The organism is Halomonas campaniensis, from assembly GCF_014193375.1.
GTDB classification, from domain to species: domain Bacteria; phylum Pseudomonadota; class Gammaproteobacteria; order Pseudomonadales; family Halomonadaceae; genus Halomonas; species Halomonas campaniensis.
Genome location: NZ_JACHZF010000006.1, coordinates 88,157 through 107,683, shown reverse-complemented (window position 1 = coordinate 107,683; position 19,527 = coordinate 88,157). Strand labels below are relative to the sequence as shown.

Below are 19,527 nucleotides of genomic sequence, written 5' to 3'. Positions count from 1 at the left end.
GGGGCGGTCGGATCAGGGGCGCGAGGGAATCTCCCTCGCGCCCCTTTTTGCCTTGTGCCTGCCGGGCAGCCCCGCTCCCGTCCCTTGCCTCGGCGGGATAGGGAGAGGCGCCCGCCTGGGGTAGAATGTTCCCCCAGTTTCACCTAGGGGCCCCGCACCGCCATGAACGAGATGCTCGAGCACGACCAGGAAACCGCCGCCCTCAAGGTGCCGCCCCACTCGCTGGAGGCGGAGCAGTCGGTGCTGGGCGGGCTGATGCTCGACAACCAGGCCTGGGACAACGTCGCCGACCGCCTGGTGTCGGATGACTTCTACCGCTATGAGCACCGCCTGATCTTCAACGTCATGGCGGGGCTCGCCGAGGGCGGGCGCCCGCTGGACGTGGTGACCCTCTCCGAGGCGCTGGAGGGGCGCGACCAGCTCGATACCGTGGGCGGCCTGGCCTACCTGGCCGAGCTGGCCCGCAACACGCCATCCGCCAGCAACATCCGCGCCTATGCCGACATCGTTCGCGAGCGGGCCACCCTGCGCAAGCTGATCCGCGCCGCCAGCCAGATCGCCGACGGGGCCTTCAGTCCCCAGGGGCGGCCCGCCGACGAGCTGGTCGACGAGGCCGAGCGGCTGGTGTTCCAGATCAGCGAGGAGCGTCCCAAGTCGGGCGGTCCCATCGGCATGAGCGAACTGCTCGCCAAGGCGGTGGATCGCATCGACGAGCTGTTCAACATGCAGGGGGAGATGACCGGCCTCTCCACCGGCTTCCGCGACCTGGACGAGATGACCTCCGGCCTGCAGCCCTCGGACCTGGTGATCATCGCGGGGCGCCCCTCCATGGGCAAGACCACCTTCGCCATGAACCTGGTGGAGCACGCGGTAATCGCAAGCGACCGGCCGGTGATGGTGTTCTCCATGGAGATGCCCGCCGAATCGCTGATGCTGCGCATGCTCTCGTCGCTGGGGCGTATCGACCAGACCCGGGTCCGTACCGGCCAGCTGGAGGATGAGGACTGGCCGCGGCTCACCTCGGCGGTCAACCTGCTCAAGGACAAGCAGCTGTTCATCGATGATACCGCGGCGCTGTCGCCCAACGAGATGCGCTCGCGCATCCGGCGGGTAGTGCGCGAGCACGGCAACATCGGGCTGGTGATGATCGACTACCTGCAGCTGATGCAGATCCCCGGCTTCTCCGAGAACCGCACCGGCGAGATCTCCGAGATCTCGCGCTCGCTGAAGGGCATGGCCAAGGAGTTCGGCTGCCCGGTGGTGGCGCTCTCCCAGCTCAACCGCTCCCTGGAGCAGCGACCCAACAAGCGACCGGTGATGTCGGACCTGCGCGAGTCCGGCGCCATCGAGCAGGATGCCGACGTGATCGCCTTCGTCTACCGCGACGAGGTCTACAACCCGGACAACCCGGACAACCAGGGGCTGGCCGAGCTGATCATCGGCAAGCAGCGTAACGGCCCCATCGGCACGGTGCACATGGCCTTCATCGGCAGGTACACCCGCTTCGAGGACCTGGCCCCGGACAGCTACGGCGATACCTTCGGCGAGTAGGCCGGGAGTCGCCCGCCGTCGGTCGCGACTTGAGCGCGGCGCGCAGGGCCGTATAATCCCCACCCCTCGACTCAGCAGCTAGACCCACAGGAAGGAGGCACCATGGCAGGCGGATTCCGGCGCGGCAATCGGCAGCGCACCCCGAAGCTGGAGGCGCGCGGCGAGCTCCAGTCGATGGAGCGGGAGGGACCCTTCAAGGAGTGGCTGGGCATGCCCGACCTCTACCGCTACCAGCTGGTGGTGGACGGCGAGGCCTACAGCTACCAGACCGAGGACGCCGAACTGCCGGTGCAGGTCGGCGACCGGGTGGTGTTCCGCTACAAGGAGACCAAGGCCGGCAAGTGGGTCGACCGCAACTCCCTGGGCAAGGCGATCGACCCCTCGACCTACCAGTGACCTCCGGAACCCTCCCCGGCGCTCGCGGTCACATCAGCGACACGGTATGTTAATTCGGATGTCATCGGGCACGGCCAGGCTGTGCCCGGACTGCATCCGATCCATGACCATTGGAGGGAACCATGGAAATCAAGGAACTCAAGGCCTTTGCGGCCCGCCACGACAACTACGAGATTCGCGTGATCAGCCATGCGGGTAGCCGCTTCTACCAGGTGGAACTGGAGGACATCGAGGGCCAGCGCCACATGCTGAGCCGGCAGGGCAAGCCGGTGCTGTTCCGCTCGCTGGACGACGTCTACTTGGAGCTCAAGCGCGCCGGCATCCATCGCGCCTACCTGGTGCAGCAGGTGCCCCACGACGAGGTGATCGGCCGCGACGCCCACTACCAGGACCCGCTGACCTCGCGCATGCCGCTGGTCTTCTGACCCGGCCCCTGCGGGGCGGCGCCCTCGCCGCTCACGACCTCCGCCGCCGCCTCTCCAGCCAGCGCCCCAGGCGCACCCGGCGGCGGGCGAACCATCGATACCCCGCATCCATCAGGCCTGCCAGCCCCGGCAGCGTGCTCAGCCACACCAGCCGACGGTAGCCGAGCACGGCATAGAGCGCGCGGCTGGCGTCCATGCCGATGAACCAGCGCCCCCGGGCGTCGCTCAGGTGCAGCCGGCCCATCATCCCCTCGAAGGTCTTTCCGAGCGCTTCGGCATCGAAGCCGGGTGCCTGGATGTCCACCAGCGCCACCCGCTCTCGTCGCGGGTGGCGCGACAGCCAGGCCACCTCCCGCTGGCAGAGCGGGCAGTGGCCATCGTGGTAGAGGGTGACCGGGGCGTGGGCGTTGAGGGTGTCGCGTCGGCTCATGGTCTCTCCTCGCGGGGCTGGGGATCAGGCGAATAGCCGGCCCGATGGAGGCCGCGCTGCCCCCGGCCGTCATCGTGCCAGGCCGGGGTGCTCTCCAGCCCGGCCAGGAAGGTCTCGGCCTGCTCCCGCATCGCCTGCCGCTTCTCGTCGCCCATGCGCGAGAGCGAGCCGTAGATCAGCTTCATGCGCGGATTGCCCGACAGGGCGTCGGCATGGCGCTCGAGGAAGTGCCAGTAGAGGCTGTTGAGCGGGCAGGCATCCTCGCCGGTCACCCGCTTCGGGTCGAAGCGGCAGTGGCGGCAGTGGTCCGACATGCGGTCGATGTACTTGCCCGAGGCGCAGTAGGGCTTGGAGCCCATCAGGCCGCCGTCGGCATGCAGCACCATCCCCAGGGTATTGGGCAGCTCCACCCACTCGCAGGCGTCCACGTAGACCGCCAGGTACCAGTCGCAGAGCGCCTCCGGCGCCACGCCACAGAGCAGGGCGAAGTTGCCGGTGACCATCAGCCGCTGGATATGGTGGGCGTAGGCATGATCGCGGGTCATCTCGATGGCGCGTTGCAGGCAGCGCAGCTCGGTGTCGCCCGTCCAGTAGCAGGCCGGCAGCCCGCGGGTGGCCTTCAGGGCATTGCCGCGCTTGTAGTCGGGCATGCGGGTCCAGTAGAGCCCGCGCACGTACTCCCGCCAGCCCAGCACCTGGCGGATGAACCCCTCCGCCGAATTGAGGGGCGCGCGGCCCTCGAGGTACTCGCGTTCGACGGCCTCGCACACCTCCCGCGGCGAGAGCAGCCCGAGGTTCAGCGCCGCCGAGAGCCGGGAGTGGAACAGGAAGGGGGCGTCGTCGCTGATGGCGTCCTGGTAGCGGCCGAAGTCGGGCAGGCCGTGGCGCAGGAAGTGGTGCAGGTCGACCCGCGCCTGGCGGCGGGTCACCGGCCAGTCGTAGACGTCGAGGCGGCCGAAATGGTCGCCGAAGTGCTCCTCGACCAGGGCCAGCACCGCCTCGGTGGTGGCGTCCCGGCCATGGCGGGGCGGGTCGGGGAAGGTCGGCGATGCGGGCAGCGGCTCGCGGTTGTCGTGATCGTAGTTCCACTGGCCGCCGGCGGGAGAGCTGCCCTCCATCAGCAGGCCGCTGCGCCGGCGCTGCTCGCGATAGAAGTGCTCCAGGCGCAGCGACTTGCGGCCGGCGGCCCAGGCGGCGAAGTCGTCCGGGGTGGTATAGAAGCGGTCGTCCTCGATCAGCCGCCAGGGGAGGGGGGCCGTCTCGCGTTCGCCCATCGCCTGCCAGAGGCGCCACTCGCCGGGGCGCACCACGCGGATCTCGTCGCAGCCATACAGGGTCGCCAGCCGCTCGGCCTCCGGGATCAGCGCCTGGGTATTGTCGGGGTCGTCCAGGGCGCTGTAGTGAACGCGCAGGCCCTGTTCGCGCAGCTCCTCGGCGAAGTGGCGCATGGCCGACAGCATCATGGCGATCTTCTGGGGGTGGTGGGGCACGTAGCGACCCTCGGCGGCCACCTCGCAGAGGGCGACCACGCTGCCGTCGGGCAGGGCGGCGAGGCTGGCCAGGTCGTGGCTGAGCTGGTCGCCGAGCACCAGCACCAGGGGAACAGGCATGGCTTTACCTAAAACTGTACAAATTATTCCCATAGTACAACTTCATCCGGCCTCCCGGCGACACTCCTGATAGACTGTCGGCATCGCCCACCATCGACCCGGAGGAACCTCGCGCATGACCTCAGCCCACGTGGAGACGCAACCGACCGACCAGGATACGCCCGGCAGCGGACGCCTGGCCCACGCCCCGTCCGACCACCCCCCGGTGGCCAGGGCGAAGGTGGGGGTACTGCTGGCCAACCTGGGCACGCCGGATGCCACCGACTACTGGTCGATGCGTCGCTACCTGAGCGAGTTCCTCTCCGACAAGCGGGTGGTCGACTACGCCAGCTGGAAGTGGCAGCCGCTGCTGCAGCTGATCATCCTGTCGCGTCGCCCCTTCAAGTCCGGCGAGGCCTACCGGAGCATCTGGAATACCGAGAAGGACGAGAGCCCGCTGCTGACCATCACCCGCGAGCAGACCCGCAAGGTGGCCGAGGGGCTCGCGGCGAGGTTCGGCGACCAGGTGATGGTCGACTTCTGCATGCGCTACGGCAACCCCTCCACCGACAGCGTGCTCCGGCGCATGCAGGCGGCGGGCTGCGAGCGGATCCTGTTCTTCCCGCTCTATCCCCAGTACGCCTCGCCGACCACCGCCACCGCCAACGACCAGGCCTTCCGCACCCTGATGACCCTCAAGTGGCAGCCCGCCTTCCGCACGGTGCCGGCCTACTTCGAGCACCCCCGCTACATCGAGGCCCTGGCCAGTTCGGTCCGCGAGGGCTATGCCGCCGCCGAGACGCCACCGGAGGTCCTGGTGGCCTCCTACCACGGCGTACCCAAGCGCTACCTGATGGAGGGCGACCCCTACCACTGCCAGTGCCAGAAGACCACGCGGCTGCTGCGCGAGGCGCTGGGCTGGGAGGGGGAGGCCATCCAGACGGCCTTCCAGTCCCAGTTCGGCCCCGAGGAGTGGGTGGGGCCCCAGACCGTGGAGCACGTGGCCGAGCTGGCCCGCCAGGGCAGGAAGCATATCGCGGTGGTCTCACCGGCCTTCTCCTCCGACTGCGTCGAGACCCTGGAGGAGATCGAGGAGGAGATCCGCGACGCCTTCCTCGCGGCCGGCGGCGAGACCTTCACCTACATTCCCTGCCTCAACGACCGCGACGACCACATCGCCGCGCTGCTGGCGATCATCGAGAACGAGCTGGGCGGCTGGGTCGCGCCGCGCCCCTGACGAAGGAGGGCCCCGCCATGCGGGGCCCTCGCGTCGTGGCGGCCGTCACGGCCGTCGCCTGCGCTGCCGCGAACGCCAGGGGTGGCGCGCCTTGGCGGGGCGTGCCACCCGGCTCTGCCCCACGTCCTCGTCGCGGAACTCCGGCACCGAGCCGCGGGTGCTGGTGAGGAATCGCAGGTGCATGTGCAGGCCGGTCTTGGCCAGCATGTGGCCGGTCACCGGGGCGGTGATGAACAGGAACAGGGTGATCAGCAGCTCCTGGACGTGGAGCTCCCGCTGGGTGATCGTGAAGTAGAGCATCGAGGCGATCAGCACGCAGCCGATCCCCAGGGTGGTGCCCTTGGTGGGGCCGTGGAGGCGCATGAAGAAGTCCTTGAACTGCAGCATGCCGAGCGAGCCGGTGAAGGCGAAGATGCCGCCGGCCACCAGCAGGAAGGCGATCACGCCCTCGGCGATCACGTAGAACGTCATGTCGGGCTCCTCACTCGATGATGTCGCCGCGCAGCAGGTAGCGGCAGATGGCCATGGTGCTGACGAAGCCGAGCATGGCGATCAGGATCGCCGCCTCGAAGTAGGTCTTGGTGTTGAGCCACAGGCCCAGCAGCACGATCAGCGCGATGGAGTTGACGTACATGGTGTCCAGGGCCAGCAGCCGGTCGGGGATGTCCGGCCCGATTGCCAGGCGATAGACGTTCATGGCCAGCGCCAGCACGATCAGCGCCAGGCTGATCATCAGGGCGGTATCTAGCATTCGAAGATCTCCTTGAGCGGGCGTTCGTAGCGCTCGCGAATCTCCTGCACCAGGGCCTGCTCCTCGCGCATGTCCAGCACGTGGATCAGCAGCGAGGAGCGGTCCAGGCGGATGTTGGTGGAGACGGTGCCCGGCGTCATGGTGATGGTGTTGGCCAGCAGGGTGATGGTCAGCGGCTCCTTGACCTCGAGGGGATACTCCACGAAGCCGGGGTGGGGCTCGCGACGGGGGGTCAGGATCAGCAGGCTGACCTGGAGGTTGGCCTTGACGATGTCGTAGAGCACCACCAGCACGAACCAGGCCAGCTTGATCGGGTGCCTGACCGGGGGCAGCGGGTCCCAGAAGCGGCGAGTGAGCAGCGGGATGCCCACGGCGAGGAAGGCCCCGAGCAGCAGCTGGCCGGGCGCGACGCTGCGTGCCATCAGCAGCCAGACCACCAGCAGCACCAGCGACAGGGTGGGAGTCGGCAGGAATCGGCCCAGCGGCTTCATGGGGTCTCCTCCTCGCGGCCGAGCGCCAGGGAGGTCGCCGGCATGGCCTCCTCGCCGAACAGCCGGGTGATCTTGGTGGCGGGGTCGGCCAGCTGTTCGGCCGTCGCCAGGGTGTAGCTGCTCAGGGGGCCGGAGAACCCCACCAGCAGCGGAGCGGTGGCCAGCAGCCAGAGCACCCCGGCCAGCTGGGCCCGGCTGACCCGGCCGGCCGCGACCTCGCCCTTGTAGCTGGCCCAGAAGAACACCGACCCGGCCCGGGAGAGGGCGATCAGGGCGCACAGCCCCGCCAGCAGCAGCAGCGGCCAGAACCATAGCCGCGCGACACCTTCCGCCGCCTGCATCATCAGCAGCTTGCCCAGGGCGCCTGCCAGCGGCGGCAGGCCCGCCACCGCCACCGCCGAGACCAGGAAGAGCCCGCCCAGCAGCTGGCGCTGGTGGAGGCGACGGGCGCGCACCAGGCGCGTGCCGGCCTTGCCGCGCTGCTGGCCGATCAGCTCGGCGATCAGGTAGAGGGCGCCGCACACCAGGGTGGTGTGGGGCAGGTAGTAGAGCAGCGCGGTCACCGCCTCGGTGGAGCCCAGCGACTTGCCGGCCAGCAGGGTGCCCACCGAGACCAGCACCAGGTAGGCGATCAGCGGCCGGAGGTCGCGGGCGGCCAGCACGCCGATGCCGGCCAGGGCGATGGTGGCGAGGCCCGACCACCAGAGCCAGGTGGTAATCGCCTCTGCCGCGGGGGTGTCGACGAAGATCAGCGACTGCACGCGCAGGATGGCGTAGAGCCCCACCTTGGTCATGATGGCGAACAGGGCCGCTACCGGGGCCGGCGCGGCCGAGTAGGTGCGCGGCAGCCAGAAGTAGAGGGGCAGCAGCGCGGCCTTGAGGCTGAAGACCACCACCAGCAGCAGCGCGCCGGCGGTGACCAGGGCGGTCTGGTCGCCGGTCATGGCGCCGAGGCGCCGGGCCATGTCGGCCATGTTGAGGGTCCCGGTGGCGCCGTAGAGCACGCCCAGCGCCACCAGAAAGAGCGCTGAACCGGCCAGGTTGAGGATCACGTAGTGCAGGCCGGCGCCCACCCGTTCCTTGCCGCCGCCGTGCATCAGCAGCGCATAGGAGGCCAGCAGCAGGATCTCGAAGAACACGAAGAGGTTGAACAGGTCGCCGGTGAGGAAGGCGCCGTTGAGCCCCACCAGCTGGAGCTGGAAGAGCCCGTGGAAGTGGCTGCCCCGGGTGTCGTCGCCGGCGCAGGCGAACATCACGCAGCCCAGCGCCAGCACGGCGGTGAGCAGCAGCATCAGGGCGGAGAGCCGGTCGAGCATCAGCACGATGCCGAAGGGGGCCTGCCAGTTGCCCAGGGCATAGAAGATCAGTTCGCCCCCGGCCGCCTGGGCGAACAGCCAGCCCCCGACCAGCAGCTGGGCGACGCAGAGCCCGACGCTGAGGCGTCGCTGGGCGGGGTCGCCGGCCCGGGTGGGCAGCAGCAGGACGAGCGCGCCGATCAGCGGCACGAGGATCGGGAGGATCATCAGGTGCTGGCTCATCGGGAGTCCCCCGCCTCGCCCTGCTGGCCGTCCACGTGGTCGCTGCCCAGCTCGCTGCGGGCGCGGATCGCCAGAATCACCACGAAGGCGGTCATGGCGAAGCCGATCACGATGGCGGTCAGCACCAGCGCCTGGGGCAGCGGGTCGGCCGGGGTGATCGAATCGCCGATCACTGCCGCGGCGTGGGTGTTGAGGCCGCCGGTGGAGAACAGGAAGAGGTTCACCGCATAGGAGAGCAGCGCCAGGCCGACGATCACCGGGAAGGTGCGGCCGCGCAGCAGCAGGTAGATGCCGCTGGCGGTCAGCACGCCGATGACCAGTGAGAACAGGGCTTCCATCAGCGTTCCTCCAGGCGGGGACGGTGCAGGGTGGTGACACGGCCCAGGTTGATCAGGATCATCAGGGTGGCGCCGACCACGGCCAGGTAGACGCCGAGGTCGAAGAGCATCGCCGAGGCCAGCTCGAACTCGCCGATCAGCGGCAGGTGGAAGTGGCCGAAGGCGGAGGTCAGGAAGGGGTAGCCGAACAGCCAGCTGGCCAGGCCGGTGGCCACGGCGATGGCCAGGCCGGACACGGCCACCACCGGGTAGGAGAGCGGCAGCCGTTCGCGGGTCCAGTCGTGGCCGCGGGCCATGTACTGCAGGATCAGTGCCACGGCGGTGATCAGGCCGGCGATGAAGCCGCCGCCGGGCTGGTTGTGGCCGCGCAGGAAGATGTAGACCGACACCAGCAGCGCCAGCGGCAGCAGGATCTGCGCCACCACGGCGAGGATCATCGGATAGCGGTGGCGCGACCAGCGGATCCCCTCGAGGTTGCCCGCCGGCATGAACAGCTTCATGCGGTTGAGCAGCTTGAAGGTGGCCAGGCCCGCCAGGGTCAGCACGGTGATCTCGCCCAGGGTATCGAAGCCGCGGAAGTCCACCAGGATGACATTGACCACGTTGGTGCCGCCGCCCCCCGGGACGCTCTCGCGCAGGAAGTAGTCGGCGATCGAGATCGTCTCGCGGGTCAGCAGCGCATAGTTGAGCATCGCCACCACCCCCCCCAGGGCGGTCGCCAGCACCAGGTCGCGCAGGATGCGCCGGCGCGACACCAGCAGCGGCGGGCGCTGGGGCAGGAAGAACAGCGCCAGGATCAGCAGGATCATGGTGACCACCTCCACCGACAGCTGGGTCATCGCCAGGTCGGGAGCGGAGAAGCGCACGAAGGTGAGCGAGACGGTGAGCCCCACCACCGAGAGCATCAGCAGCGAGACCAGCCGCCAGCGATGGCTCAGCGCACTGCCGATGGCGCCGAAGGTCATCAGGGCGGCGCCCAGCACCAGCATGCCGTCCAGCGGCTGCAGGCCGCGCTCGCCGGTGAGCGTCTCGAGGTTGGCCAGCCCGACGCCCACCATGGCCAGGGCGGTGAGCACCAGCAGGGCCTGGTAGCGCTGCAGCGAGCCGTTCTCCAGGCGCATGGTCAGCCACAGGGCCGCCTTGATCACCCGCAGCACCGCCGCCTCGAAGACCCGGCTGGCATCCCGGGCGGGGAAGAGGGCGGCGATGTCGGCCAGGCGCCGCTGCTGGCGCAGCACCAGCCCCCCGGCGATCACCGCGACCAGGCTCATGGCCAGCGGCAGGTTGAGGCCGTGCCACAGGGAGAGGGCGAGCAGCGGCGAGGTGTCGCCCTGCACGGCGAGGCTGGCGGCATTGACCAGCGGGGCGGCCAGGGTCATGGGGAAGAGGCCCACCGCCAGGCTCATGGCCGCCAGGAAGAGGCCGGGCGCCAGCATGCCGCGGGCCGGGTCATGGGCCTTGAGGGGCGGCTGGGCCTTCTGCTCCCGGGTCAGCTTGGGCGCGGCGAAGAACAGGCTCCAGATCAGCCGCAGCGAGTAGGCCACCGAGAGGGTGGCGGCCAGCATCACCAGCAGCGGGATCAGCGCGCTCAGCGCCCCCAGCACGTTGTTGACCAGGCTCTGCTCGAAGAGCATCTCCTTGGAGAGGAAGCCGTTGAAGGGCGGGAAGCCGGCCATGGCCGAGCCTGCCAGGATCACCATGGTGCCGGTGATCGGCATCATCGACCACAGGGCCCCCAGGCGGTCGATGTCGCGGGTGCCGGTCTCGTGGTCGATGATGCCCACGCTCATGAACAGCGCCGCCTTGAAGGTGGCGTGGTTGAAGATATGGAACACCGCGGCGACGATGGCCAGCGGGCTGCCCAGCCCCAGCAGCAGGGTGATCAGCCCCAGGTGGCTCACCGTGGAGAAGGCCAGGATCCCCTTGAGATCGCGCTCCAGCAGGGCGAACCAGGCGGCGTAGAGCATGGTCGCCAGGCCCACCAGGGAGAGCGATATCGCCCACAGCTGGCTGTCGCCCAGCGCCGGGGTGAGCCGCGCCATCAGGAAGACGCCGGCCTTGACCATGGTGGCCGAGTGGAGGAAGGCCGATACCGGGGTGGGCGCGGCCATGGCATGGGGCAGCCAGAAGTGGAAGGGAAACTGGGCCGACTTGGTGAAGGCGCCGAACAGCACCAGGGCGAGGATCAGCGGATAGTGGGAGGAGGCGCGGATGGCGTCACCCGCCGCCAGCACCTCCCCCATGGCGAAGCTGCCCACCGCCTCGCCGATCAGCAGCAGGCCGGCGAGCAGCGCCAGGCCCCCGGCACCCGTCACCACCAGCGCCATGCGGGCGCCACGTCGGGCATCGCTGCGATGGCCCCAGAAGCCGATCAGCAGGAAGGAGGTGATGCTGGTCAGCTCCCAGAACAGCCACAGCAGCAGCAGGTTGTCGGCCATGGCGATACCGATCATGGCGGTCATGAACAGCATCATGTAGGCGAGGAACCGGCCGTCGTCCTCGTCGGCGGCCAGGTAGTGGCCCGCGTAGTAGAGGATCAGGCTGCCGATGCCGAGGATCAGCAGCGCGAACAGCAGGGTCAGGCCGTCGATGCGCAGCGCCAGGTCCAGGCCCAGCAGCGGCATCCAGGGCAGGGTGAAGGTGATGACCTCGCCGTCGAGCACGGCCGGTGCCTGGGCCAGCACCAGGCCGAGGGCGAGCAGGGGAGCGACGAGGGTGGCGAGGGTGCAGGCGCGGCGGCCGTGGCGGGTGGTGAATACCGGCACCAGGGCGCCGAAGAGGGTGAGGAGGGGTATCCACAGCAGTGCCATTGGTCAGCTCGTCCACGCAATGGCGGGGAAGCGCAATTGGCCAGGCCGGGCACCGGGGGAGCAGGGTGCGCTGTGGCCCAGGCAGCCACGTCACCGCCTGGCTCGTCGTTCCTCGACGGAGGGAGCCTCGTCGAGGCGCTGGCGTGCGACAAGGGGTCGCCCCGGAAACGGCAGGATAATCATTCACTAATGATAAGATGCCGCCTTTCGTTTAAGGTGTGGTAACGCCCTTTCTTGCCACTCGCCGGCGTGAGTCTATAGGCTTTCACTATCGATAAAAAGGCCGTCGGGTGTTGCGCTGCGTCATCCATTAGGCGAATGCTGACCCAGGTCAGTTCCCGCCGAGACGTCCTCAGTCCCCTCGTGGACGATCCAGACCAGGAGAGCTTCGTGTGATGCAACTCGCCGTGCTGTCGGGGTTCGCGCTGGCCGCCTCCGCGCCCCTCTTCCATCGCTGGTTCGGCGATCGGACCAGCTTCGTGCTGGCCGCCTACCCGGCGCTGCTGGCGCTGTGGTTCTTCGGCCAGCTTCCCGCCGTGATGGGCGGCGAGGTGATCACCCTGGTGCTCGACTGGGTGCCGGCGCTGGGCATGAGCCTGACCTTCGTGGTCGACGGCCTGTCGCTGCTCTTTGCCCTGCTGGTCACGGTGATCGGTACCTTCGTACTGATCTATGCCGGCGGCTACCTCAAGGGCCACCCGGACCTGGTGCGCTTCCACGTGGCGATCCTCGCCTTCATGGTGTCGATGCTGGGCCTGGTGCTGGCCGATGACCTGATCACCCTGTTCGTCTTCTGGGAGCTGACCAGCATCACCTCCTACCTGCTGATCGGCTTCAACCATGCCGACCTGGAGGCCCGGAAGTCGGCCCGGCAGGGGCTCTTCGTCACCGTGGCGGGGGGCCTGGCGCTGATGGCCGGCCTGGTGATGCTGGGTATCGCCGGTGGCAGCTGGTCGCTCGCCGAGCTCAACGCCATGGACGACGTCCTGCGCGAGCACGACCTCTACACGCCGCTGCTGATCTGCCTGCTGCTCGGGGCCTTCACCAAGTCGGCCCAGTTTCCCTTCCACTTCTGGCTGCCCAATGCCATGGCCGCGCCCACCCCGGTATCGGCCTACCTGCACTCGGCGACCATGGTCAAGGCGGGCATCTACCTGCTGGCCCGCCTGCAGCCGAGCCTGGGCGGGACCGAGATGTGGACGGTGACGCTGTCGGTGGTGGGGGCGCTGACCATGTTCACCGGCGCCTTCCTGGCGATCCGCCATACCAACATCAAGAAGCTGCTGGCCTACTCCACGGTGATGGCGCTGGGCACCCTGACCATGCTGTTGGGCATCGGCACCGAGGGGGCGCTGATCGCCTTCGTCACCTTCCTGCTGGCGCACTCGCTCTACAAGGGCGCCCTGTTCATGGTGGCCGGCATCCTCGACCACGAGACCGGGACCAAGGACGTCACCGCCATGGGGGGGCTGCGGGTGCTGATGCCGGTGACCGCCGGGGTGGCGATGATCGCCGCGCTGTCGCTGGCCGGGGTGCCGCCGCTGTTCGGCTTCATCGGCAAGGAGCTGATGTTCGAGTCGGTGCTCGAGGCAAGCGCCTGGCGGCCGCTGGTCGTGCTGCTGGCCTTCGCCGCCGCGATCCTGACCATCGCCGTGGCGGCCATCGTGGCCCTGCGGCCCTTCTTCGGGCAGCGTCGCCAGACGCCGCGGGTGGCCCACGAGGCGCCGGCCTCCATGTTGCTGGGGCCGGCGGTGCTGGCGCTGCTCTCGCTGCTGCTGGGCCTGGTGCCGGTGCTGGCCGGCAGCGGGCTGCTCGCGGCCGCGGCCAGTGCCGTGGTGGGGGCGCCGGTGGCGGTCAAGCTGTCGCTGTGGCACGGCATCAACCTGCCGCTTCTGATGTCGCTGGTGAGCCTGGCGCTGGGCTACCTGCTGTTCAGGCGCTGGGACCGGGTGCGCGCGCGCCTTGCCCGCCTCGATCCGCTCATCGCCCGGGGACCGGAGGCGGGCTACGACGCCTTCATGGATGGCGTGGTGGTGGTCTCCGAGTGGCAGACCCGCGTGCTGCAGAACGGCTACATGCGCAACTACATCCTGGTGATGGTCGTCACCCTGATCGCCCTGGTGGGCAATTCACTGCTGCTGCGCCACGCCCCCCAGTTTGCCTTCCGGCTGGACGTGCAGTTCCACGAGGCGATCGTGGTGGGGATGATGGTGATGGGGGCGCTGTTCGCGACGATCGCCCGCTCGCGGCTGGGGGCCGTGGTGTCGGTGGGCATCATGGGCTTCTCCATCGCCCTGACCTTCATCCTGTTCAGCGCCCCCGACCTCGGCATCACCCAGCTGCTGGTGGAGACGCTGACGGTGATCCTGCTGGTGCTGGTGCTGTTCCGGCTGCCCAGGTTCTCCAGCCTCTCGACCCCGCTGGAGCGGGTGCGTGACGTGGCCGTGGCCGGCAGCATGGGCGGGCTGATCACGCTGCTGATCCTCACCTCCTGGAGCATCGACCAGTTTGCCCCGATCTCCGGCTACATGATCGACAACAGTGCGCCGCTGGCCCACGGCCGCAACATCGTCAACGTGATCCTGGTCGACTATCGCTCGCTGGATACCCTGGGCGAGATCTTCGTGCTGGCCCTGGCCGCCATCGGGGTCTTCGCCATGCTCAAGCTGCGCGCCCCGGAGAAGCCCAAGAAGCCCGCACCGGCCAAGGAGACCGCCGATGGTTAAGTCCGGCACCATCATCCTCAATACCGCGGCGCGGCTGCTGATGCCGCTGCAGCTGCTGTTCTCGATCTTCCTGCTGCTGCGTGGCCACGACGAGCCCGGCGGCGGCTTCATCGCCGGCCTGGTGGCGGCGGGGGCCTTCACCCTCTACCTGTTCGCCTTCGGGGTCAGCGCCACCAAGGAGGTGCTGCGCATGGTCGACCCGCGGGACCTGGTCGGCATGGGGCTGCTGCTGGGCATGATCTCGGTGGTGCCCGCCTGGTTCGTCGGCGAGCCCTTCCTGACCGCGCAGTGGTGGACCATTCCGGGCATCGACTTCAAGGCCTCGACGCCGCTGATCTTCGACATCGGGGTCTACCTGGCCGTGCTGGGCTCGGTGGTGACCATGGTGATGACGCTGATGGAGGTGGACAAGGATGAGCCCTGAGACCGCCCCGCGCCCCCTGACAGGAGACGCCCTATGGAACCCTTGATGGCCGTGGCCATCGGCCTGCTCTACGCCGCGGCGATCTTCCTCATGCTGCGCCGCTCGATCGTCAAGCTGGTGATCGGCCTGATGCTGCTGTCGAACGCCGCCAACCTGCTGATCTTCACCTCGGCGGGCATGACCCGTGGCGCCCCGCCGCTGATCCCCGAGGGCATGCTGGCCCCGCCCGGCGTGGTGGCCGACCCCTTGCCCCAGGCGGTGGTGCTGACCGCCATCGTGATCGCCTTCGGCGTACTGGCCTTCGCCGTGGTGCTGATCCGCCGGGCCTACGAGATCGTCAAGGCCGATGACCTGGACAAGATGAAGGATACCGACACGTGAGGCCCGAAGTCGCACTTCCCGTCCTCCTCCCGCTGCTGTCGGGTGCCATCTCGCTGCTCTTCTGGCGCTCCCGGCCGATGCAGCGCTTCACCGCGGTGGCGGGCAACCTGGCGCTGCTGGTGATCGCCCTGTGGCTGTTCGCCTCGGTCCGCCAGGAGGGCTACGTGACCATCCAGATGGGCGGCTGGGAGGCCCCCTACGGCATCACCCTGGTGGCCGACATGCTCAGCGCGGTGATGGTCGTGCTGACCGCGCTGATCGGGCTGGTGCTGTCGGTCTACTCGCTGGCGTCCACCGGGCCGGACCACGAGAAGTTCGGCTTCTACCCGCTGATGCACCTGCTGCTGGCGGGTGTCGCCGGGGCCTTTCTCACCGGCGACATCTTCAACCTCTACGTGTGGTTCGAGGTGATGCTGGTGGCCAGCTTCGCGCTGCTGATCCTCGGCGGCGAGAAGGCGCAGATGGAGGGGGCCATCAAGTACGTCACCCTCAACCTGCTGGCCTCGGTGATCTTCCTCACCGCCGTCGGCCTGCTCTACGGCATGGTCGGCACCCTCAACATGGCCGATATCGCCCTGCGCCTGCACGAGGCGGAGCACCGCGGCATGGTCGAGGTGCTGGCGGTGATGTTCATGGTGGCCTTCGGCATCAAGGCGGCGGCCTTCCCGCTGTTCTTCTGGCTGCCGGCCTCCTACCACACCCCGCCGGTGGCGGTATCGGCGCTGTTCGCCGGCCTGCTGACCAAGGTCGGGGTCTATGCGCTGTTCCGGGTCTTCACCCTGATGTTCGACGAGACCCTGGACTACACCCAGGACCTGCTGATCTGGGGGGCGGCGCTGACCATGGTCACCGGGGTCCTGGGGGCGGCGGCCCAGTTCGAGTTCCGGCGCATCCTGTCGTTCCATATCGTCAGCCAGATCGGCTACATGCTCCTGGGCCTGGCGCTCTACACCCCCCTGGCCATCGCCGGCGGCATCTTCGCGGTGATGCACAACATCGTGGTCAAGACCAACCTGTTCCTGATCAGCGGCATCACCCGGCGCCTGCAGGGCACCTACCAGCTGAAGAAGATGGGCGGGCTCTACCGGGAGCGCCCCTGGCTCGCCGTGGCCTTCTTCCTCTCGGCCTTCTCGCTGGCCGGCATCCCGCCGCTCTCGGGCTTCTTCGCCAAGTTCGTGATCGTGCGCGCCGGCATCGAGGCCGAGGCCTACGTGGTCACCGGCATCGCCCTGGCGGTGGGCCTGATGACGCTCTACTCCATGGTCAAGATCTGGAACGAGGTGTTCTGGAAGTCGCTGCCGGAGGACAACCTGGTGCCGGAGCGCGAGGTGCTGGTGGGTGACGACAGCCGCATGGTCAAGCCGAGCCTGTGGCTGATGACCCTGCCGGTCGGGGTGCTGGCGGCGATGTCGCTGCTGATCGGCGTCTTCGCCCAGCCGCTGATGGTGATCATGACCGTCATCGGCGACCAGCTGATGAACCCCCAGGGCTACATCGATGCCGTGCTGGGGCAGGGGGCCGATGTGACCGAGGCCCTGCTGGAGATGCCGCTCGAGGAGGTGAGCCCATGACCGGAGCCATCTGGAACCTGCTGCTGGCGCTGGCCTGGGTGGTGCTGAGCGGTGACTTCACCGGGTTGAACCTGACGGTGGGTCTGGTGTTCGGCTACATCACCCTGGTGTTGATCGAGCCCCAGGTGGAGGCGCTCCAGGGCTACCCGGCGCGCATTCCGCGAATCCTCGGCTTCCTCGGCTTCTTCATCAAGGAGCTGCTGATGGCCAACCTCAAGGTGGGCTTCGACATCCTGACCCCGCCCTGGCACATGAAGCCCGGGGTGATCGCCATGCCGCTGGACGCCCGTACCGAACTGGAGATCACCATGGTGGCCAACCTGATCTCGCTCACCCCCGGCACCCTCAGCCTGGACGTCTCGGACGACCGCAAGGTGCTCTATATCCACGCCATGTTCCTCGATGACGAGGAGGAGCTGCGCCGCAACCTCAAGGAAATGGAATACCGTGCCCTGGAACTGTTTCGCTGAGCCTGCCCGCGAGGTACCGACATGGAGATCGTGATCCTGATCAGCCAGGTGCTCATGGCCCTCGCCCTGATCCTGGCCTTCGTGCGGGTGGTGCGCGGCCCGAGCCTGCCCGATCGGGTGGTGGCGCTGGAGCTGTTCGCCAGCATCGTGGTCGGGCTGGTGGGGCTCACCGCCATCCAGTCCGATGTGTCGAGCTTCCTGGATGCCGCCATCGTCATCGCCCTGATGGGCTTTCTGGCCGCCATCGGCTTCGCCCGCTTCCTGGAACGTGGAGGTCCCCGCGATGATTGAGTTTATCAAGGGTGTCTTCATCCTCTCGGGCGCGCTGTTCATGCTGCTGGCTGCCCTGGGCATCCTGCGCCTCCCCGACCTGCTGACCCGCATGCACGCCACGACCAAGGCCGCGGCCCTCGGGGTGATCCTGATCATGCTGGCGGTGGCGCTGCACTTCGGCGAGGTCGATGTGGTGGCGCGCGCGCTGGCCATCATCGTGTTCATCCTGATGACCGCCCCGGTGGCGGCGCACGTGATCGGCCGGGCGGGCTACTTCGTCGGCTCCAAGCTGTGGAGCGGCACCGTCAAGGACGAACTGCGACCCAACTATGACCCGCTGACCCACGAGCTCAAGAGCGGGATGGAGACCGAGGCGAATGCCCGGCGCGAACCGAAGGAGAGCGACCCCTCCTGAGTCGCTGCCAGCGTCGTCCGCAAGAGGCCACCTTCGGGTGGCCTCTTGCGTTTCGGGAGCGGTGATGGAGTGATGCGAGGCTTTATCTTGTACATCTATTGTACGATAATCGATTCATTGTCCATGAATGAGCGAGGTTACCGCCATGCACCGCAAGCCTCACCTGCCCAGCAAGCCCTGTCGCCACTGCCGCAGGCCGTTCGCCTGGCGACGCAAGTGGGCGCGCTGCTGGGAGGAGGTCCGCTACTGCAGCGAGCGCTGCCGGCGCGCGGCGCGTCGCCAAGCCGGGACAGCGGCATGACCCTGGCGATCGCCTGGCTGCGCCAGGACCTGCGGCTCGCCGACAATCCGCTGCTGCAGTTCGAGACCCCGCCCCGCCAGCTGCTGTGTGTCTATGTGCTCGATCCCGCCTGGCTCGAACCGCTGCCCGGTCTCGAGGTGCCGCGCATCGGGCCGGCGCGTCTGGCCTTCCTCTGGCAGAGCCTGATCGCCCTGCGCGGGGAGCTGCTGCGCCGCGGCAGTGACCTGCTGGTGCGGGTGGGAGACCCGGTGGAGGTGGTTGCCGGCCTCGCCGAGCGGCACGGCGCCTGCCAGGTGCGGGTGCGTCGCGACGCGGGCAGCGACGAGGCCGCGGCGGTGGTGGCCCTGGCCGGCCGGCTCGGCGACCGCGTCGAGCTGCTGCAGCTGGAGGGGGGGCTGCTGTTCGACGAGGCGGCGCTGCCCATGGCCGTCGAGGCACTGCCCCCGAGCTTCTCGGCCTTCCGCCGGCGGGTGGAAGGCCGGGTGCCGATCCCGGCGGCGTCCGCCGCCCCGGTCACCCTGCCCCACTGGCCCGACGAGGCGCCCCGGGGGCTGCCCCCCCTGCGCGACATCTGCGACGAGGCGGCGCGCTGGCGCCCCGACGAGCGCGGCGGTTTCCGCTTTGCCGGGGGCGAGGCCGAGGGGCTCGCTCGGCTCGAGCACTACCTGTGGGACACCGGCGCCGTGGGCCGCTACAAGGAGACCCGCAACGGCCTGCGGGGAGCCGACTTCTCCACCCGGCTCTCGCCCTGGCTCGCCCAGGGCTGTCTGTCGGCTCGCCAGGTGCATGATGCCGTGCGCGCCTGGCAGGCCGAGCATGGCGCCGGGGAGTCCAGCGACTGGGTCATCTTCGAGCTGCTGTGGCGTGACTTCTTCCACTGGGCGGCGCGTCAGGAGGGCAGGGGGCTGTTCGGCGCCCGTTCGCTGCCGGCGCCGGGAACGGCCTTTCGCGCCTGGGCAGCCGCCAGGACCGGCGTGCCCTTCATCGATGCCGCCATGCATGAGCTGTCGGCCACCGGGTGGCTATCGAACCGGGCACGACAGAACGTGGCCAGCTTCCTGGTCAAGGACCTGGGGGGCGACTGGCGCCTCGGTGCGGCCTGGTTCGAGCACTGCCTGGTGGATTTCGACGTGGCCAGCAACTGGGGCAACTGGCGCTACGTGGCCGGTGTCGGCCGCGATACCCGGGAGCGCTGGTTCCACGTGCTCCGCCAGGCCGAGCAGTACGATGCCCGGGGCGACTACGTGGCCCACTGGCAGCCGGCGCTGGCCGAACTGCCCGAGGGGCAGGCGCGCCACCAGCCCTGGCGGGTGGAGCCCGAGCGGTTCCCCCTGCCGCTGGTGGTGCCGGCGCGCTGGCAGGATAGTCTGCTGCCGCTCCACGAGACCGCAGAACCCGACGAATGAGGGA

At 68.8% G+C, this 19,527-nt stretch carries 21 protein-coding genes; 13 read left to right on the top strand and 8 right to left on the bottom strand.

What is annotated here, in order from left to right; genetic code table 11:
• Window positions 1-162 precede the first annotated feature (162 nt).
• The 3 genes from dnaB (at window position 163) to BDK63_RS05230 (ending at window position 2,372) form a co-directional block, all read left to right on the top strand.
• Complete coding sequence (gene dnaB / locus BDK63_RS05240) at window positions 163-1,551, top strand: replicative DNA helicase (RefSeq protein ID WP_183330317.1); 1,389 nt, start codon at window positions 163-165, stop codon at window positions 1,549-1,551.
• Between the two features lie 102 nt (window positions 1,552-1,653).
• On the top strand, window positions 1,654-1,947 hold the full coding sequence (locus tag BDK63_RS05235; protein ID WP_183330316.1) for a hypothetical protein: 294 nt from the start codon (window positions 1,654-1,656) through the stop codon (window positions 1,945-1,947).
• Between the two features lie 122 nt (window positions 1,948-2,069).
• The gene (locus BDK63_RS05230) at window positions 2,070-2,372 is read left to right on the top strand and encodes a DUF6482 family protein (protein ID WP_183330315.1); all 303 of its coding nucleotides are present in this window, start codon (window positions 2,070-2,072) and stop codon (window positions 2,370-2,372) included.
• 31 nt (window positions 2,373-2,403) lie between these two features.
• Here BDK63_RS05230 and BDK63_RS05225 read toward each other — a convergent pair whose 3' ends face one another.
• Both BDK63_RS05225 and BDK63_RS05220 read right to left on the bottom strand, forming a co-directional pair.
• Window positions 2,404-2,802 (bottom strand): thiol-disulfide oxidoreductase DCC family protein, encoded by a 399-nt coding sequence (locus BDK63_RS05225; protein WP_183330314.1) that lies wholly within the window; start codon window positions 2,800-2,802, stop codon window positions 2,404-2,406.
• Entirely contained in the window at window positions 2,799-4,412 is a 1,614-nt protein-coding gene (locus BDK63_RS05220) for a cryptochrome/photolyase family protein (RefSeq protein WP_183330313.1), read from the bottom strand. Before BDK63_RS05220 ends, BDK63_RS05225 begins: the two co-directional genes overlap by 4 nt.
• Before the next feature lie 115 nt (window positions 4,413-4,527).
• Here BDK63_RS05220 and hemH point away from each other — a divergent pair, with 115 nt between their 5' ends.
• Window positions 4,528-5,628 (top strand): ferrochelatase, encoded by a 1,101-nt coding sequence (hemH, locus tag BDK63_RS05215; RefSeq protein WP_183330312.1) that lies wholly within the window; start codon window positions 4,528-4,530, stop codon window positions 5,626-5,628.
• A gap of 45 nt (window positions 5,629-5,673) precedes the next feature.
• Here hemH and BDK63_RS05210 read toward each other — a convergent pair whose 3' ends face one another.
• From BDK63_RS05210 to BDK63_RS05185, 6 genes are read right to left on the bottom strand one after another with little or no spacing between them, the layout of a single operon-like run.
• Window positions 5,674-6,099 (bottom strand): Na+/H+ antiporter subunit G, encoded by a 426-nt coding sequence (locus tag BDK63_RS05210; RefSeq protein ID WP_183330311.1) that lies wholly within the window; start codon window positions 6,097-6,099, stop codon window positions 5,674-5,676.
• Window positions 6,100-6,109: 10 nt separating this feature from the next.
• Window positions 6,110-6,379 (bottom strand): K+/H+ antiporter subunit F, encoded by a 270-nt coding sequence (locus tag BDK63_RS05205; RefSeq protein WP_183330310.1) that lies wholly within the window; start codon window positions 6,377-6,379, stop codon window positions 6,110-6,112.
• Entirely contained in the window at window positions 6,373-6,870 is a 498-nt protein-coding gene (locus tag BDK63_RS05200) for a Na+/H+ antiporter subunit E (RefSeq protein WP_183330309.1), read from the bottom strand. Before BDK63_RS05200 ends, BDK63_RS05205 begins: the two co-directional genes overlap by 7 nt.
• Entirely contained in the window at window positions 6,867-8,408 is a 1,542-nt protein-coding gene (locus BDK63_RS05195; protein WP_183330308.1) for a monovalent cation/H+ antiporter subunit D, read from the bottom strand. The genes BDK63_RS05200 and BDK63_RS05195 overlap by 4 nt, the downstream gene beginning before the upstream one ends.
• Window positions 8,405-8,746, bottom strand: coding sequence for a Na+/H+ antiporter subunit C (locus tag BDK63_RS05190; protein WP_183330307.1), 342 nt, complete (start codon window positions 8,744-8,746; stop codon window positions 8,405-8,407). Before BDK63_RS05190 ends, BDK63_RS05195 begins: the two co-directional genes overlap by 4 nt.
• On the bottom strand, window positions 8,746-11,556 hold the full coding sequence (locus BDK63_RS05185; protein ID WP_183330306.1) for a monovalent cation/H+ antiporter subunit A: 2,811 nt from the start codon (window positions 11,554-11,556) through the stop codon (window positions 8,746-8,748). The genes BDK63_RS05190 and BDK63_RS05185 overlap by 1 nt, the downstream gene beginning before the upstream one ends.
• 395 nt (window positions 11,557-11,951) lie before the next feature.
• Between BDK63_RS05185 and BDK63_RS05180 the strand changes: the two genes are divergently transcribed.
• The 9 genes from BDK63_RS05180 (at window position 11,952) to BDK63_RS05140 (ending at window position 19,523) form a co-directional block, all read left to right on the top strand.
• Window positions 11,952-14,282, top strand: a complete 2,331-nt coding sequence (locus BDK63_RS05180; protein ID WP_183330305.1) for a putative monovalent cation/H+ antiporter subunit A — start codon at window positions 11,952-11,954, stop codon at window positions 14,280-14,282.
• On the top strand, window positions 14,275-14,706 hold the full coding sequence (locus BDK63_RS05175) for a Na+/H+ antiporter subunit B (protein ID WP_183330304.1): 432 nt from the start codon (window positions 14,275-14,277) through the stop codon (window positions 14,704-14,706). The genes BDK63_RS05180 and BDK63_RS05175 overlap by 8 nt, the downstream gene beginning before the upstream one ends.
• 33 nt (window positions 14,707-14,739) lie before the next feature.
• Window positions 14,740-15,087: a Na+/H+ antiporter subunit C gene (locus BDK63_RS05170; RefSeq protein ID WP_183330303.1), complete on the top strand. Its 348-nt coding sequence runs from the start codon at window positions 14,740-14,742 to the stop codon at window positions 15,085-15,087.
• Window positions 15,084-16,658 carry a Na+/H+ antiporter subunit D gene (locus BDK63_RS05165; protein WP_183330302.1) on the top strand — a complete coding sequence of 525 codons (1,575 nt, stop codon included), beginning with the start codon at window positions 15,084-15,086 and terminating at the stop codon, window positions 16,656-16,658. The genes BDK63_RS05170 and BDK63_RS05165 overlap by 4 nt, the downstream gene beginning before the upstream one ends.
• On the top strand, window positions 16,655-17,128 hold the full coding sequence (locus BDK63_RS05160) for a Na+/H+ antiporter subunit E (RefSeq protein WP_183330301.1): 474 nt from the start codon (window positions 16,655-16,657) through the stop codon (window positions 17,126-17,128). Before BDK63_RS05165 ends, BDK63_RS05160 begins: the two co-directional genes overlap by 4 nt.
• Before the next feature lie 21 nt (window positions 17,129-17,149).
• Window positions 17,150-17,419: an MrpF/PhaF family protein gene (locus BDK63_RS05155; RefSeq protein WP_183330300.1), complete on the top strand. Its 270-nt coding sequence runs from the start codon at window positions 17,150-17,152 to the stop codon at window positions 17,417-17,419.
• Window positions 17,412-17,816, top strand: coding sequence for a monovalent cation/H(+) antiporter subunit G (gene mnhG, locus BDK63_RS05150; protein WP_183330299.1), 405 nt, complete (start codon window positions 17,412-17,414; stop codon window positions 17,814-17,816). The genes BDK63_RS05155 and mnhG overlap by 8 nt, the downstream gene beginning before the upstream one ends.
• A 127-nt stretch (window positions 17,817-17,943) precedes the next feature.
• The gene (locus BDK63_RS05145; RefSeq protein WP_343065275.1) at window positions 17,944-18,117 is read left to right on the top strand and encodes a DUF2256 domain-containing protein; all 174 of its coding nucleotides are present in this window, start codon (window positions 17,944-17,946) and stop codon (window positions 18,115-18,117) included.
• Window positions 18,114-19,523 (top strand): DASH family cryptochrome, encoded by a 1,410-nt coding sequence (locus BDK63_RS05140; RefSeq protein ID WP_183330297.1) that lies wholly within the window; start codon window positions 18,114-18,116, stop codon window positions 19,521-19,523. The genes BDK63_RS05145 and BDK63_RS05140 overlap by 4 nt, the downstream gene beginning before the upstream one ends.
• The last annotated feature ends 4 nt before the right edge of the window (window positions 19,524-19,527 follow it).